Below are 16,369 nucleotides of genomic sequence, written 5' to 3' on the forward strand. Positions count from 1 at the left end.
CCCGCCTATTATTTATCAGTCACGGTGGCGCAGGATGACTTCGACAGCCTCATCAGGATCATCAGTGCGGATGACCAGATCGGGGTCCAGCTCAGAAATCATGCCCCTCTGCTGCACTGTGTCTGACATCCAGTCAAAGAGCCCCTGCCAGTAGACCCTGTCGAAGAGGACGATGGGCATGCTGGGCGCCTTATGTGTTTGGACAAGCGTCAGCACCTCAAACATCTCGTCCAGGGTGCCGAACCCACCGGGGCAGACGATGATGCCCGAGGAGTATTTCATGAACATCATCTTGCGTACGAAGAAGTAACGGAAGGTGATGCCCAGATTCACCCAGCGGTTGAGCCCCTGCTCCATGGGCAATTCGATGCCCAGGCCGACGGACTTGCCGCCGACCTCAGCAGCGCCCTTGTTGGCCGCTTCCATGATGCCAGGCCCTCCCCCGGTGATGACCGCCATACCGGCCTTGGCCAGGTCGCCGCCCATCTTGCGTGCAGCAGCATAGGTGGGATCCTCCCTGCCGGTCCGAGCTGAGCCAAAGATGGCGGCTGCCGGTCCCAGCTCAGCCAGTGCACCGAACCCGTCGACGAACTCAGCCTGGATGCGCAGCACCCGCCAGGGGTCCATATGCAGCCAGTCCGTATCGCCGCCTGACGAGAGCAAACCAGCGTTGGCGTCCGCCTCGGGAATCATGGGCCCGCGCATGATGACCGGACCACTGTGGTAGGTCCTGCCCAGGTCCGGGCCTTCATCGTCATTGTGATTGTCAACCATATCCGCCATGTACGCATTCCTTCATCGGGCCCCGATCCGAAGGACCCGCTCGATCCTGTTCCGGCTTTCATGATAGCGGCCCCCGCCGCCCGGCTGACGGCAAGACCAGCGTGTGAAAGTGGCCAGCGGGCACGATAAAGCAATCCGTCCAGCGCATTTAAGATGAACGACAAGACCGTACAAACCCAATGGATATGCCTATAATCGCCCCTGCCGCTTTGCCAGCGCTCGACAAATCAGTCTCGAAACACTCGTTTGCTTCCGACAATGATTATTGAACCACACGGTAAACTTTTGACTTTGTCGCTATTTGCATTCTCAAGAAACAACAATCAACGTTCCAGGAATGTTTATTTACCGATCTCCACTCTCTGAATTCAAGTCAACAGCGCCTCCCAGCTGAATTGAGTCCAACCGACCTGCTTCTTTGCCAGTGGACTCAATGAGCAGCGAAAGATCCCCCTCTTCTTGAGGAACTATGAGCAGATCGCCGCGTCCTCCAGCAAATATCGTTCCAGGCAAACCACCCAACACCAACCGACCCAGATTGGTATGCTCCCCGAAAGCAGTCACCTGCAGACCCTGACCCTGCATGCGGACTATCGTTGATCCACGTTGCTGAGCTTGCGCTAGAGCTGACCGAGAAATGCGTAGCCAGAGGCAGCTGCCGGGCGGGCAGGTTACGGGCAGCCGCTGGTCTTCGAAAATCGCCCGACTTGCGCTCTTTCGCAGCATCGTCAGATCTTGCGTGCGCAAAGTCCAGTCTGCAATGGGTTCGCCTACCAGTAGTTCAATCGTTCCAGTCGGCTCACCCCAAGTCTGCCATGTTCTGATAGTCAACCGATCCGTTGCCTGTAAGGGCCCCAGCCAAAGCGTGGACTCATAAGGGGTGATTGTTCCTATCTGGCAGCCGTTAAGTTCAACTTCGCACTTGCACTGGCAGCCCTTGAAGTGCAAGGCTCCGACCGACAACAAGCTCTCTTCATCCAGCATTCGACCCGAAGATGCATTCTTAATTCTCGACCGAGACCTTGTACCAGCCTCTGCCGGGTATGAAACCGACAAACTTGGCAGGGAACGGGTATATGTCACCACCCTGGGCCAATAAGACGCCGACCAGCCCCCAAAGCCCATTCGGGAAACCGGATCTCGCCCCGGAAGGACCACATCGGCTTTTCCTCCTGGCGACGACCAGCGTTTAATCTCAGTTACTTGCCATCCTGAATTCAGGGGCAAGATGTCATGCACGGCCAACACGCCGGATAAACCCCGCCCAGCTGACAACCTAAGGGCTTGCAATCTCGTGTCATCGAAATTGGAGTGCCCCCAGATGCCTACTCTTATGGACAAGAGCGGATCCCCATCATCAGTTCGTTGGATAGCTGAGCCGTCCAATGGCATCCAGTAATCACCGCCGCCGTTTGCTACCCAGGGCATCACCAGATCCCCCCATTGCAGGCCAACCACATCTGCTGCCTGCCGCAGGACCATCCCGCGAATTCCGTCGGGACTGCAACGCGTACTATACAGACCACTGCCAGACCACAGACCTTGCTCTTCCAGCATAGGTAGCCTGCTGCCTGGAATCGACGCAGACGGGGAAGACCATACCTGGTCACATTCAGCCTTGCCCACCGATTCCAACCGAACGATGGGTGCATGCGAGGACTGCACCCTCGTAACCGGCTGACCCAACTGTACAGTAATTGACTTCTGGCCTTCTGGAGTAGTCATCATAATTTGGAAAATTCCATGCTTTCCAGAAAGGACCAATCCGTTGACAGGTTTATCTCCCAACCCGGTATCCTGGACGGAATCCTCACAGGCGTCAGCCAGGGGATGCCAGATCAAGTCCCCGTCAATCCGCATCTTATCCAGCGACGTATCGGCAGGAAACGCTAAACGCAACCAAAGGGGACCAGGTATCATATCGGGAGCATCCACTTGCACTCGTACCCCGGTCTTCTCGTCGAATTCAAGTCCTGTCAATTCACCACTAGTGGCTTCCAAAAAACAGCCTGACCCCAGAGGGAGATCTCGTACCAGCATCACTCCGGTCTTCGCCGGCAGGGGCCATCTGTCAGGTGAACCATTGCCTCTTTCGGCCTCCAGCTCCAAATTCTGCTCACTCACATTGGTCAAGGTCAGCAATTTGCCGCCACCGGCCAAATTCAGGAGACCCAATCCCAACTGCGGATCATCCAGGCTGAGCGGACGACCTTCAACTCGAATTGTACTGGCAAAGCTGGCGATTGCCTCCTCATCCGCCACTTGAGCCATGCTCAGCCGGTCTCCCAATGCATTGATGATTGCACTCAATCGACGTGCCTGATCGGCCTCGGGTCGCTCGCCGCCGGCAGGGTCGACAGCTCCGCCGAAGTCGTAGTCGGCTGTCATAAAGGCCTCTAACGAACCCCAACTGTTGACGGAGGTTCCGTAATCGAAATCCCAGCCAGACACCTGCAGGTAAGGTCCTATGAAGGCCGCTCCCGATCCAACCAAACGCCTCAGCGTGCGATGCACGCGGTTAGTCTCCGTCACAATCAGGGGTGCTCCACGCCTACTGGCGGCATGACGGTAATAACGCACCTGACGATCAAAATCCGGATCGTCATCATCAGGATAGAGGTTGACAGCGGGCGCCACCGTTGCAGCGTCAGCGCCGGCACGAGTCATATCCCCCTGACCAGCACAGACGACAATGGGCACACGCACCCCCATTTCCCGCATCATGGAGGCCAGTGAGCCAATGTATCCAGTTGGATCCTCACAGTCGAAAAAGTCCAGTTCGTTATCCGCCTGGACCATGATCACGGGTCCTCCAAGGCCGTGTCCAGCATATTGTTGGCGCGAAATAATGGGGATAATTTGCTGATACCAGGTTCTGACAGCCTCCAGGAAGGCCTCATCGTGCTGCCGGGCTCGAATCTTAGGATCGGTAAGCACCCAGGCTGGCAGACCCCCGCCATCCCATTCTGCACAGATATAGGGGCCTGGCCGGATCAAAGCATAGAGACCGGCACGTTTGGTCATGCGTAGAAACTCCTCGATGTCCAAACGACCTGAAAAGTCAGCTTTGCCCGGTTCCCTCATATGCAGGTTCCAAGGCGTATAGACATCTATGACCTGATAACCCAGCCGTTTAACCGCATTCAGACGCTGCTCCCACTGACTTCGGGGTATACGAAAGGGAAAGACCGAGGCACACAGCAGAACCCTTGCTTTTCCGTCAATCCACAAACGCCCTTGAGTCAAAGCTACTGGATCGGGTGAGCCCTTCCTGGCATTTGAGACCGCCAAGTCCGGCGCAACATAACCGAATCGACCGTCCGACTCCTGATTCATGATCGGACCTACAGGTGCTCCAGAGGCATTCGAAGTCATCGCTGTTCTTCTCATCATTCCTATGCCTTTCGCCTTGTTGCAAAACAAGACAAACCTTGGTGTTTACTTGATTCCTGCTGATCCGGCGAACATCCCCGACTCGTACAGATATCTCTGGGCAAAGTAGTAGACGATAAGCACAGGCAGGATAAGGATCAGCGCTCCTACCATGATCATGTTCCAAGGCGGTGTCTGCACGCTGGAACTCTGGCTCGAAAGCACCTGCAAGCCTAACGCCAGAGGCATTTTATCCTCATCATTGATGTAGAGCAGGGGCCCAAAGAAACTCCCCCAGTTGGATGAAAATGTGAAGACGCACACTGCCGCCAGGACAGGGACCATCATAGGCAGGATAATTCTGGTGAAAATCCTAAAGTATCCCAGGCCGTCAATCTCCGCTGCCTCATCAAGTTCCGTAGGGATACGAGTGATGAACTGACGCATAAGAAAAACGTTGTAAGCGTTGGCGAAGAGATTCGGAACGATCATAGGCAGGAGCGTGTTGATCCATCCGAGCGTTCTGAAGAGAATGAACTGAGGAATCATAAGCACCTGGCCGGGTATCATCATCGTCGATAGAACCAGGATGAACAGGATGTTCTTGCCTGGTGCATGCAGCCTGGCAAACCCGTATGCGACCAATGCCGAAGAAAACGTCATAAAAATGCAGGCAGGGATGACGATTATCAGAGAATTGAGAATGAATCTGCCAATAGGAAGTCCAGAGCTGAAGACGCGGATGAAATTCTCCCAGTGCCACTCCCCTGGCAGAAAAGTAAACTTCATGGCTTTGGTCGTTGCGTCAGAGCTTAAAGCAATGGACACGACGAAGACCAGTGGGGCACAAAGAATAGCGGAGACTACGGTGAGAATGGCGTAACGCCTGGCCTTGCCGCCAAAATCAGAACGGGTATTCACTTCTTTACCTCCGACTCATAAAACACCCAGGCATCCGAGGACTTAAGCACCGCTGCCGAAATTACCATGATGATGACAAAGAGTATCCAAGCCAGGGCTGATGCATAACCCATATGAAAATCCTTGAACGCGGACGTATAGATATAAGGCACCATCATCTGGCTGGCATTGTCTGGACCACCCTGGGTCAGGATGTAAACCTGGTCAAAGACCTGGAAAGCGCCGATGATCCCTGTGACCAGATTGAAGAATAAAATAGGTGTGATCATTGGGAACGTTATGCTCCAAAACAATCTGTAGTGACCTGCCCCATCAATTTCAGCCGCTTCGTACAGTTCTTTTGGTACGCCATTAATGGCCGAAATAAGCAGGATCGTTCCCCCTCCAACCTGCCAGATGGACAGAAGGATTATGGCAGGAATAACCCAGTTGGCATCCAACAGCCAGGCAGGACCCTTGATGCTGAACAGGCCCAGCAAGGCATTGACTGGTCCATCTTCAGGCTTGAGCAACCATTTAAAAATCAATCCTGCTGCCACAAGCGGCACCAATGAAGGCAGATAAATGATGGTGCGGTAAATGCGTTTACCACGAAAGTCATGAGAAAGCAGATTGGACAAGTACAGGGCGATGAGCAGGGAGACAGGTACAGAGACTATAGCGTAATAGAAAGTGTTTCTGAGCACTTTCCAAAAAAGAGGATCAGCAGTAAGAGCCTTGGCATAGTTGCCAAGACCCACCCAGTTGGGTTTCTGAAATGAATCCCAATCGGTAAACGACAGATACAGCGAAGAAAACATAGGCACCGCAGTGAAAACTACAAAGCCGATAATCCACGGAGATATACATACGTAAAAGAACAGGGTCTCCCTAGTGCTCCGTTTCATTCCTCGACGCGAACCACGATGACGACGACCTATGGATGCGGATATACTCATACAAATCACCTCTTGACGATGTAAAAACACGACGGCAGGCGCATCTGACTTGGCGCAACAGAGCACTGCGGGTAAAAAGGCGCTGCGGATCCGGCCATTATGCGCCGGATCCGCCAGCTGCCTGGAACTGGACTGACCCTGCTACTTGTTCAGAGCCTGCTCCAATGTCTTTTGAGCTTTATCCAAGCCAGTTTTGACATCCTGCTTGCCGTTCCAGGTTTGGGACATACCATCGGACATGGCTTTGGTGATCTGTGACCATTCTGGCGTCAACGGCGGAGCATAGGTCATCGAGGTAGATCTGGTGAAAGCAGTCAGATCCAATCCATTCTTATTCCAAGATGCCTGGGTAAAGGACTTGTCCTTGGCCGCAGCAAGGTTCGCTGGCATGTCGAGCCCGCTCTCGGCGATAGGCCGCTGTCCCTCTTTCGAGGTCAGATATTTCACAATCTTGATTGCATCATCCTTATGCTTGCTCTGAGAAGAGACCGTAAGGGCGTTGAAGAACATGGGTACAGCAGTCTTCTTGCCATGCCACAGGGGTGCAACTCCCCAGTTGAATTTGGCATCCTTAAGTGAGGAGATGTCCCAGAAACCAGTCACATTCATGGCTGTCTTACCTTGCGCGAACAGGGGGTCAGCGCCTGAATCCGTGATCTCCTGCGGCTTGGGAATGACCTCATACTTGTACATAAGATCTTGATAGAACTGCATGGCTTCAACATTCTCAGGCGAATTCACCACTGGCTTGCCATCTTTGTCGAGAATACGGCCGCCGTTTTGATAGATCCAGGTCATATACCAGGCCCACCAATCACCTTCGCAGTAGGCCCACTGAGTGGTCTTGCCATTCTCACGCTTGACCAATTTCTGGGCGTTGGTCAAGAAGGTATTCCAATCCCACTTTTCGCTGGGGTATTCCACACCAGCAGCATCGAAAATGTCCTTGTTATAGAAGATCACCGCTGGTGCCGCCCTGTCAGGAGCCCCATAGAGCTTGCCTTTATATGTATAGATCTTCTGATTGGTTTTGCCATAGTCTCGAGCGACGTTCGGGAAATCTGATGTCAAATCAGCTAGCTGACCACGACTGGAATATGCGTTGATATTATCAGCCATTTCCAAAATATCGGGTGGTGTTCCGCCTGAAAACATAGTCTGGATCTTGGTATCGTAATCCTTGGCTATATACTGAAGTTTGACGGGGATATTGGGATATTTCTTCTTAGCCAGGCTCAGGCGTTTCTGCATGACGCGTTTGTCGATATCACCACCCCAAATCGTTAGGACCAATTCATCCTTGCTGGCGCCATTGCTGCCCCCACAAGCCGCCAGTGAAGACACCATGGACACTGAAGCAAGTACCGCCAGGATCGCGGTCAGGCCTTTCTTCTTCCAGGACCTCATTGAAACCTCCTTGGTTCAAGGAATCCTTGATTCTCATATATTGCCGGATGTCTGGGCTTCAACGTACCAACCATCCGACAGGATTTCGACTCAGCAGAGATGCTTACTGAATCGAATCAGCTAATCGCCAGTAACAATATATCGCGCATAACTTATACGTGTCAAATATTGTTTTTATTTACTATGGCCTGCTTATATAAGCTGAAGAAGTCATAGCATGGTTTAAGTCAGAAGAACGATAGGTAATGAACTATATGTACTGAATTGTTGGATTGGCGAATCCAGCTGCATTGTTCGTTGGTTGGAGACGGCAATCAATTTCCTATGGTTCGGCATCGACAGCATAAACAGAAGAAAGACGAAGGTAGAATTCATGGTCACAATGCGTGATGTCGCCGCTTTGGCTGGTGTATCACAGGCCACAGTATCCTATGCTTTGAACGGGGACCCTATGATTTCCGAGGCCACACGTTCACGAGTCATGGCAGCGGCACAAGAACTCGACTACGCCGTTAACCTTTCCGCCAGAAACCTCAAGTCTGGTAAAAGTGGGGCTATCGGCTTGGTCGTCCAGGAAATTGCCAATCCATATGTCAGCCAGCTAGCTGACGCTATTTCAGAATATGCCTTAGGCAAGGGGCTACAAACAGTTATCCAACAAACCCTCTACCGTCGCGAGAGCGAAACCACAATTCTGGAGCATGTGATCAGCGCTTTCTGCGATGCAGTCATTTTCAGCCCCAGTAAGTTGACAAGCCGGCAGATCAAGGCGCAATTACACGGCAAACCCGCTTTACTCCTTTCCGCTCAAGATGAAAATCCCGAATATGATGTTCTGCAAACCCCAGGCAAAAGAGCAATGCGCGAAGCCACCGATTATCTATTTGCCTCTGGTTGCCGAAAGCCTGTTTTCTTTGGCATGCCCTACATACCCTTAACCAAATGCGTAAATCCACTGAACTCAGCCACGACCCGAGTCGCCGGCTATGAATCCTCACTGGTAAACCGCGGCATGAAACCAGGACCTCAACAGTTCATCAATCCTCCGGATTGGAGCCCCAGCACCAGTCGCCAAACCATGCTGGATTATATCGACTATGATCTTGCCTCCAATTGCGAAAGTTTACCGAGGAGCCGATGCGGCAATGAGGTAAGCTTTGACGCTGTGGTCTGCATCAACGATGCTGCAGCGCTTGGCGTCATCAGAGCGTTAATCGATAGGAATATCAGCATTCCTGATCAAGTATCCGTCATTGGCTTCGACGGTATCTCCCAGGGAGCCTTCATCGCTCCCAGTCTGAGTACTGTGGCCTTCGACTTCGACGATATGGCCCGGCAGGCTGTTGACACCCTGGTGATGCGCTTAGACGAAGCCTCCGGGAAGGCTCAAACCAAAACCAGGCAACAGCCCCAAAGACTTACAGCCCACTATCAACTGTTGCAACGTGAATCGACGAAGTCCCTCTAAAAATCCGAAACGACGATGATATACGTGTTCCATTGGTGACCATAGTCGCGACAGACAGGAGGACTATTAAACAATAGACATCCGAAACAGACCAAATGCAGGTCATGCCATGTCTTCGGCATGACCAAGTATCTGTCGCGCTAAAAGAAACTTTCATGACAATACTGCCAGCGGGATAGCAGCACACGACCGACAGTCGCAGTACAGTGCTTCACAGGAAAAGAACAGAAGATTAAGAAACCTTGCCAATAGCATGAATTGTCAAATGGAACAACCTCGGCTTAAATGACGGGGATCAGGTCCATCTGAACAATCCTCCTGAAACAGATGATGCCGTTGACCATCGGCAGAAGTATAAACAGGCTGAATCGGTTCCACTGAGTATGTGCCGATAATCCCAGACATGACAGTAATTGAGAAAAGAAGCCTAGCTCAACCCTCAAACTCTCTTATTGACCAGTGCCATAATTAACTTATGTTTCGTATTCAACGGTTCAACTTTCCTGTACTCTCTTAATATTAGTAAGAATCGGTGTTCTAAATTCACTCCACATCCCATTTGAAACTACGAACCGCCAAAAACACAAGCAATACAGTAACAGCAAGCACGATGGAGGTTGAAAGCATAGCGCCCGTTTGTTGCAGAGGATTTTTTGACGCCCAGAAAATAAGATCTCCAAATAGAGTCGAAGGAATCCATCTGATAACATTCGTCAACCAATCTGGAAGGATGGCGAAGGGTATGGCCAGACCGCTGAGGAACAAAGCCAACAATTGCACGAGAGTTCCCAAGTTGGTTGCCAACTGCGATGAGGAAAGACACCCGCCCATTAAATAACCCAGAGCAAGGAACATGACCAGGCCCAATAAGGACACGACAAAAACTCGACCAACATCCCTGAGCGGAAGCAGATTAAGCAATACTGAAGCGCCGACTATGGCAATGATCTGCACGGTCGCCATAATGAACCTTACAACCAGATACGTCATCAAATAGTCAGCTTTGCGGATGGGCGTAGTTGAAAGTACCCGAAGAGCTCCTGATTGCCTGACCTCGGCCAAAGGGCCTGCAGTCATTGTCAAAGCTGTACCGGTCACTGCCAGAAAGAGGGCCATGGGCATGACAAAGGGGCTGAAGTCCGGAGCATCAGCCTGCCCTTTCATCATCTCGGACATGAGAAGGAACATACCAGCCATGGCAAAAGGGAAAATTATGACAAAAATAAAGTATGAAGTGTTCCTGATTAGTTCACGAGTCTGTAGCGCCAACAGGGGGCGAAGGTCCCGTTTTTGTGTCATCTGGAGTCCTATCAAAAATGAGTATCGTCAACTATTCAAAATCATGCCCGGTCAGCCTTACGAAGGCATCATAAAGGCTTGGTTCGTTCATACGTAATTGGGAAACCGCAGGATTGCTTGACAGCACAGCAATAACCGGATCCGTATCGTCGGCACGTATCGAGATGGTTGTCTTATCAATAACTTTCGGTTCGCCGAAAGTTCGAAGCATGCTCACCAGATCCAATATTCCATCTGGGCTTACTTGGCAAGATATCAACGTCCCCTCGGCATATTTCCTTATGAGTTCCTCCGGACTGCCTTGAGCTACAGACCGACCATGATCTATCACCGCAACTTCTTGGCACAGAACTCTCGCCTCATCCAAATCATGTGTCGATAAGACAATTGTCGTACCTTCTTCGGCCAAAAAACGAAGCACCTTCCAAAGGTCGTCTCGAGCCATTACGTCAAGACCAGTGGAAGGTTCGTCAAGTATGGCTAGTTTCGTCCGTCCGATGATGGATAAACCAACGTTCAGACGTTGTTTTTGTCCACCTGATAATTTCGCCACCTTGCGGAGCAGCAATTCGTCCAAGCCCATCCATTTCGCGACCTTGTCCACGTCGCGCGGGTGATCATAAAGACTGGCCCAAAATGACAGTATCTCCCCCACTCTTTCCTGGGGAAAGACAGTGGACTCCTGTGGTTGAATACTCACCCTCTGATGAATCCACTGCGAATCAGTCTGCGGATTCCTATCGAATATGTTGACAGTTCCGGAAGTCGGTTTTCTCAAGCCGACAGCTATTTCGAGCGTTGTTGATTTTCCGGCACCGTTAGGGCCCAGCAGACCAAAGATGCCCCCTTCAGGGACGGTTAAATCGAGGTGATCCAGGGCCTTGATAACCCCTGCTGGCGTTTCATACTCTTTAACTAGATTGCCAAGTTCTATAGCAGCATTCATTGGTGCCACCCTTTATGGTAGGTACAGCGGTTCGTTAAAGTTTCATTGCATTGAGCGGCCAAACCTGCCACACACTCTTTGAAAAGATTACCACCAATGGTGATTGAAATACATCAGCATAAGAACCGCTGGCTGTTAGGACCGAATGCTCAAGCACCTGTCTATAAATCTAAAGAGAAACATGCAACTCTACTCATTGGCGAATCAAGTGAGCCATGAGTATCTGCCACACGTTCATAGAAAGAAGAAAGAACTCACTTATTAATTCGATCAGCCATCGGCAATACGGAATCTCTGCGGTTCTCCTAATAAGACATCTGCAGCCCCCCCCCCTGCAGCCTCTCTGGCAAAACAAAAAACTATCTCCTAGAACCTGGTTTCCTCATCCATGGCTTCAGCAAGCGATTTGCTCAAATGCCTGAATCTCAAATGCCGGAGTTCCCCGAGCGGAAACAATGCGTCTCGCAGGTTGTTGGGCGTTGCTTTTACCGCAACGAGAACCCTTATCCGACTTCTACAGATGGAAGAGGCCCTGTCAGACTCTTTTTATACTGGGAAGGATCGATCCCTCCCACGAAGCACCCAAAGCAGAACTACAAGTTGCTTGAACCTATCAGGTTTCCCCCCATGCGCAGTATGTCCAGCCACATACTGGGCACACTCAGTCCTACCTGACAGCGATTTGTACTTATACTCACCCGATGCTGGCGGTCGGCATTGTTTCACCGGGTGCTCATATAGCAAGCCAAACGGCGAATGCCAGGCTTGCTGCGCCCAATATGCACATCGCGAACCAGCGCTTGTCTTTCTTGCCCAATACAAATCCCCGAACAATCAGTGCCAAGCCGAGCAAAGCCGCGAATACCATAATCCAGAAACCCATGTTCTAGGCCTTTCGTTGAAGTTTGATGATTCGATCATGCTGGTCAGCCAGTGAGGCGTCATGCATAACGGTGACGATTGTGGATCCCGAATCTTGGTTCAGGCCAAAGAGCAGAGCGATGATCCTCGACCTGTTCGCTGAATCGAGAGCGGCAGCGGGCTCATCAGCAAGAACAGCCTCGGAATTCATAATGACGGCCCGCACGAAAACTGTTCCTGCTTTTCTCCCACCGGAGCATTTAAGCGGTTTTGTCAAGTATAGACCCAATGCCCAGAGAGTCCACCACCTGGCCGAATCTTCCCGAATGCACCTTGCCTGGCGTCCCTGCCTAGAGCAGGTACAGCTTGATGTTGTTCGCGATGCTCAAGGACCTGATGAGCCTTGATTCCTGCAGAACGGACCTGATTTCCTGGCTCCTCCATGCAGCCGATTCAAGCTCGTTCTATAAGGACCATCCTGCGCTCTCCCCCTGCAAGCGAACCATCCGCGCAAACTCACCATCTGCGGACATAAGCTCCTGGGGAGAGCCCTGCTCGACCACATGCCCATGGTCAAGAACGACAATCTTGTCGGCCTGCTCGACAGTGCGCATCCGGTGGGCGATGACCATGACGGTCTTCCCCACCAGTAATTGCGACAGGGCTTCCTGCACCTGCGTCTCGTTCTCCACATCCAGGGAGGCGGTAGCCTCGTCGAGCAAAACAATCGGGGCATTCTTGAGGATGGCTCTGGCAATGGAGATTCGTTGCCGCTCGCCCCCGGAAAGCCTGGAGCCGTTTTCACCAATCATCGTCTCATACCCCTGTGGCAGGCGCGAGACGAACTGGTCGCAGTTGGCAGCGCTGGCTGCAGCCAACACCTCCTCGTCACTGGCACCGCTCCGACCCATCCGAATATTGCCCAAGACCGTGTCATCAAAGAGCATCACGTCCTGAAAAACCACGGCATAGTCTCGCAGGAGAACCTCCGGATTTACTTGGCTCACATCCACCCCTCCTACGGTGATGGAACCTGAAGCGGCATCCCAGAAGCGAGCCGCAAGGCGGGCGCAGGTCGATTTACCGGACCCCGAAGGACCGACCAGGGCCGTAATCTCCCCCTCCTTGGCAGTGAAACCGACATCCTCAAGAACCGGCTCACCTGCCGCCTTACCCGCAAGACCGGGATAGGAGAAGGCAACGTGGTCGAAGACGATATCGTGCCCATCGGGATGGAATTCCGTACTACCCCCGGCTACAGGTTCCTCGGTGATGGAGCGGATCCGCCGGGCCGAGCCTTGGGATTGGAAGAGCTCCGAAACCAGCATCAGCGCCTGATCAAAGGGCGAGTAGATCCGTGAGACCATCAGGAGGAATAGGAACATGACCATGAAGTCGATCCTGCCCTGGATAATCAATCCGGCAGCCACCAGGAAGGTCGTTGCCACACCCAACCTCAAAACCACCATGGCGGAGTTCATTATAAGACCATTGGTCATCTCGGTTCGGACTGTAGTGGCTTCGGTGTCGTCAATGGTCGAGAATAGCCTGTCCAGATACCTGTCTTCCTGGTTGGTGGCGTGAATCTCCCGAACGCAGTCAAGCGCCTCCTGAATGCCGTCACTGACCCGCACCTGGGCCTGCCTCGTGCGCCGTGACGAGGCTTCAACAAATCGTCGAGTGGCAAAGATGATAGCGAAGGCCACCGGCACACTCCAGAAGGCAGCCAGGTCAAGAGCCCAATTGATAGGCAGAAGCGACAGGAATATCAGGACGGATGAGACGACCGCACCGTAGAGCTGGCTCAAGGCATGGGCATAGGCATGTTCCATGGTGGCCACGTCACCCAGAATGGTATCGGTCAGATCAGCTAGGTCACGCCGCCCAAAAAATGAGAGTGGCAGTTTGCGCAGTCTCTCGGCCAAGTTGATCCGCTGAGTTCCGGTCTGGCTGAAGACCGCACCGTAGAAGTAACTGTACTGGAACCAGGAGGAGCCGAAGAGAATGAGGGCAAAGACCAGGAGACCAGCTAGATAGGGCAAGATCTCCGGCAGGGGCGCCCCCGCTGTCAGGTGTCCGACAAAAGCGTTCATGACCAGCAGAAGAGAGGCCGTTCCCGCCATGATGATCAGATTGGTCAGTGTAGTCCACAACGTTCCCAGAACCACGATTCTCACGCCCTGATCGGACAGGGCGTACTTCTTCTTGAATGAGGCGAGCACTTATGCCTCACCTCCTTCTCTCTGAATGTCGGAATCACCAGTCGACGAGTCCGCAGCGTATGGCCCGGCACCGGAAGCGGCGTACTCCTCACCCACAGTGGAGCCTGCGAGGTTGTGATCCGCTTTGCCGGCAGCCTTCGAAGAGTTGTTGACCTTCCATGAAACCGCCCGCTTGTAATCAGACCAGAGACGGGCATAGGTACCCTGCGCATCAAGAAGCTGGCGATGTGTACCCTGCTCAACCAGACGGCCCCCGTCCAGCACCAGAATTCGATCGACGTGGACCACAGTCGACAGGCGGTGGGCAATCATAAGAACGGTTCGCCGTCGGCCCCCTTCAGCCTGGGTCAGTTTGGTCAGCGCCTTCTGTATCAGGACCTCGTTCTCAGGATCGGCAAAAGCAGTCGCCTCATCCAGAACCACAATGGGAGACTTTTTGAGGATTGCCCTGGCCAGAGCCACGCGTTGGACCTCTCCCCCGGAAAGATAGGTTCCACCCGAACCGAGCACGGTATCCAGCCCATTGGGAAGCTTGTCGACAATGTCCACGCACTGAGCCGCCCTCAATGCGTCCAGTACCTGCTCGGGAGTCGCTTCTGGCCTGGCTGCGCGGACGTTTTCGAGCAGGGTCGTCGAAAAGAGCCTGTTGGCCTGGAAAACGAAGGCGACCTGCCCCATCAGATCGTGGGGATCCATGGATCTGACATCAATGCCACCCAAAGCGACCCTGCCCGAATCCACATCCCAGAAACGCGGCACCAGACTGGCACAGGTCGATTTTCCTCCTCCCGAGGGACCAACCAGAGCCACCATTGCGCCCTCCGGCACCTTGAAGTCAATCCGATCGAGTGCCGGACGATTGGCACCTGGATAGCTATAGGACACCTGTTCCATGGATGCATCCGCCGACTTCGGGTGTTCCGGTTCGGCAACTACCGTCAGGGGATCGATGCTGAGCACGCCGGTGATTCTGTTCAAGGCATCGTCGGCCTTGCTGAAGGACTCATTGGAGAACTGCAGACGGGTCATGGCTGTGGGAACCATGCCCGAGAAGACGGCGTAGAAGGCGAAATCAGTCAGGAAAGAGGTGAAGTCGCCATGCCCCGAAGCCAGCAGGATGGCTACAGGAACAAGGAAAATTACAGTCCCGTTCAGGGCCGTCATCTGAATGGTCTGGGGCAGGTGGCAGATTTGCATGGCATAGTTCCTGGCTATTCGGCTGTAGTGCTCGATGGCCTCGTGGAAGGCCTTGAAGGAATAGACCGTCTGCTGGAAGACCTTGACCACAGGAATGCCACGGACATATTCGGTTCCGGTCTTGGACATTCGCACCAGGGCATCCTGGTACTTCTTCACAAAGGACTGTCCCTGATCGTTCATCATGACACGGATGCAGACCAGGGCGATCAGGATGGGGAAGAGACAGGCCAGGCCCATACGCCAGTCGAAAGCCAGCATCAATATCGGCATACCAAGAATCATGGCGAAGGAGCCGGTTGCATCAGGGAGGATATGGGCAAGCAGATTCTCGGTATCGCCGGCCGAGCCATCAATCGTGCGACGCAACTCGCCTGAAGCGTGGAGGTCAAAATACCCCAGGGGCAGGCTCATCAGGTGGCTCATGGCCTCTTTACGCATGTTGGAGGCACTCCGGAAAGCTGCCAGATGCGCCATCAACAGTCCTGCACAGTACAGAATGACGGATGCCACCGCAAACCCCAATCCAACCCATCCGTATGTGGCGATTCCCGTGGCCTGGGACCACTTCGGCGCTACGGCGAGGAGGTCTTTCACCGCCAGCCATATGCAGATATAAGGTCCAAGGCCGGCAATCGTGGAGAGCGCGGACAGACCACAGCCGAGATAGGAGAACACCTTGCGAGGGCCAGCGAAATCGAGCAGCCGCATTAGGGAACTGCGTGCAGGTGGCCTCTCCTGGCCAGGTCGGCCTCCCCCGCCCTGTGCTTTACCTTCTACAAAATCCGGCTTGCTACCCGAATCCGTCTGGTCTGTGGCCATCTCTTTCCTCCAGGTTCATCCAAAACTCTTGTCGTCCGCTGCCATCGAACGTAATCTGAGAAGCCAACGGCTGGAAGACCGTCACAAAGGGACGAATAAATCCATAAAAGGTGCGAACGAAAACGAAAGTCTG

At 53.0% G+C, this 16,369-nt stretch carries 12 protein-coding genes; 1 reads left to right on the forward strand and 11 read right to left on the reverse strand.

The window, feature by feature from the left end:
* Positions 1–15: 15 nt before the first annotated feature.
* From H3V09_RS03240 to H3V09_RS03260, 5 genes are all read right to left on the reverse strand, one after another.
* A complete protein-coding gene (locus tag H3V09_RS03240; RefSeq protein ID WP_198190917.1) occupies positions 16–783 on the reverse strand; it encodes a TIGR00730 family Rossman fold protein in 768 nt (255 codons plus the stop codon).
* A 345-nt stretch (positions 784–1,128) separates the two neighbouring features.
* Positions 1,129–4,206, reverse strand: a complete 3,078-nt coding sequence (locus H3V09_RS03245) for a beta-galactosidase (RefSeq protein ID WP_198190918.1) — start codon at positions 4,204–4,206, stop codon at positions 1,129–1,131.
* Positions 4,207–4,221: 15 nt separating this feature from the next.
* The gene (locus H3V09_RS03250; protein ID WP_046323055.1) at positions 4,222–5,076 is read right to left on the reverse strand and encodes a carbohydrate ABC transporter permease; all 855 of its coding nucleotides are present in this window, start codon (positions 5,074–5,076) and stop codon (positions 4,222–4,224) included.
* Positions 5,073–6,014 (reverse strand): carbohydrate ABC transporter permease, encoded by a 942-nt coding sequence (locus tag H3V09_RS03255; protein ID WP_198190919.1) that lies wholly within the window; start codon positions 6,012–6,014, stop codon positions 5,073–5,075. Before H3V09_RS03255 ends, H3V09_RS03250 begins: the two co-directional genes overlap by 4 nt.
* A 141-nt stretch (positions 6,015–6,155) precedes the next feature.
* Positions 6,156–7,421, reverse strand: a complete 1,266-nt coding sequence (locus H3V09_RS03260) for an ABC transporter substrate-binding protein (RefSeq protein ID WP_198190920.1) — start codon at positions 7,419–7,421, stop codon at positions 6,156–6,158.
* A gap of 373 nt (positions 7,422–7,794) precedes the next feature.
* Between H3V09_RS03260 and H3V09_RS03265 the strand changes: the two genes are divergently transcribed.
* Positions 7,795–8,889, forward strand: coding sequence for a LacI family DNA-binding transcriptional regulator (locus tag H3V09_RS03265; protein ID WP_198190921.1), 1,095 nt, complete (start codon positions 7,795–7,797; stop codon positions 8,887–8,889).
* Between the two features lie 543 nt (positions 8,890–9,432).
* Here the strand turns inward: H3V09_RS03265 and H3V09_RS03270 are convergent.
* The 6 genes from H3V09_RS03270 to H3V09_RS03295 all read right to left on the reverse strand — a co-directional run bounded on the left by H3V09_RS03270 (position 9,433) and on the right by H3V09_RS03295 (position 16,236).
* Complete coding sequence (locus tag H3V09_RS03270; protein WP_144177275.1) at positions 9,433–10,188, reverse strand: ABC transporter permease; 756 nt, start codon at positions 10,186–10,188, stop codon at positions 9,433–9,435.
* A 31-nt stretch (positions 10,189–10,219) separates the two neighbouring features.
* Positions 10,220–11,134, reverse strand: coding sequence for an ABC transporter ATP-binding protein (locus H3V09_RS03275; RefSeq protein ID WP_198190922.1), 915 nt, complete (start codon positions 11,132–11,134; stop codon positions 10,220–10,222).
* A 733-nt stretch (positions 11,135–11,867) separates the two neighbouring features.
* Positions 11,868–12,017, reverse strand: a complete 150-nt coding sequence (locus H3V09_RS03280) for a hypothetical protein (protein ID WP_176694649.1) — start codon at positions 12,015–12,017, stop codon at positions 11,868–11,870.
* 3 nt (positions 12,018–12,020) lie between these two features.
* Positions 12,021–12,221 (reverse strand): hypothetical protein, encoded by a 201-nt coding sequence (locus H3V09_RS03285; protein ID WP_052733338.1) that lies wholly within the window; start codon positions 12,219–12,221, stop codon positions 12,021–12,023.
* Between the two features lie 238 nt (positions 12,222–12,459).
* Complete coding sequence (locus H3V09_RS03290; protein WP_198190923.1) at positions 12,460–14,217, reverse strand: ABC transporter ATP-binding protein; 1,758 nt, start codon at positions 14,215–14,217, stop codon at positions 12,460–12,462.
* Complete coding sequence (locus tag H3V09_RS03295; RefSeq protein ID WP_198190924.1) at positions 14,218–16,236, reverse strand: ABC transporter ATP-binding protein; 2,019 nt, start codon at positions 16,234–16,236, stop codon at positions 14,218–14,220.
* Between the last annotated feature and the right edge of the window lie 133 nt (positions 16,237–16,369).

Origin of the sequence: Bifidobacterium sp. M0399 (genome assembly GCF_016100595.1) — a bacterium.
GTDB lineage: Bacteria > Actinomycetota > Actinomycetes > Actinomycetales > Bifidobacteriaceae > Bombiscardovia > Bombiscardovia polysaccharolytica.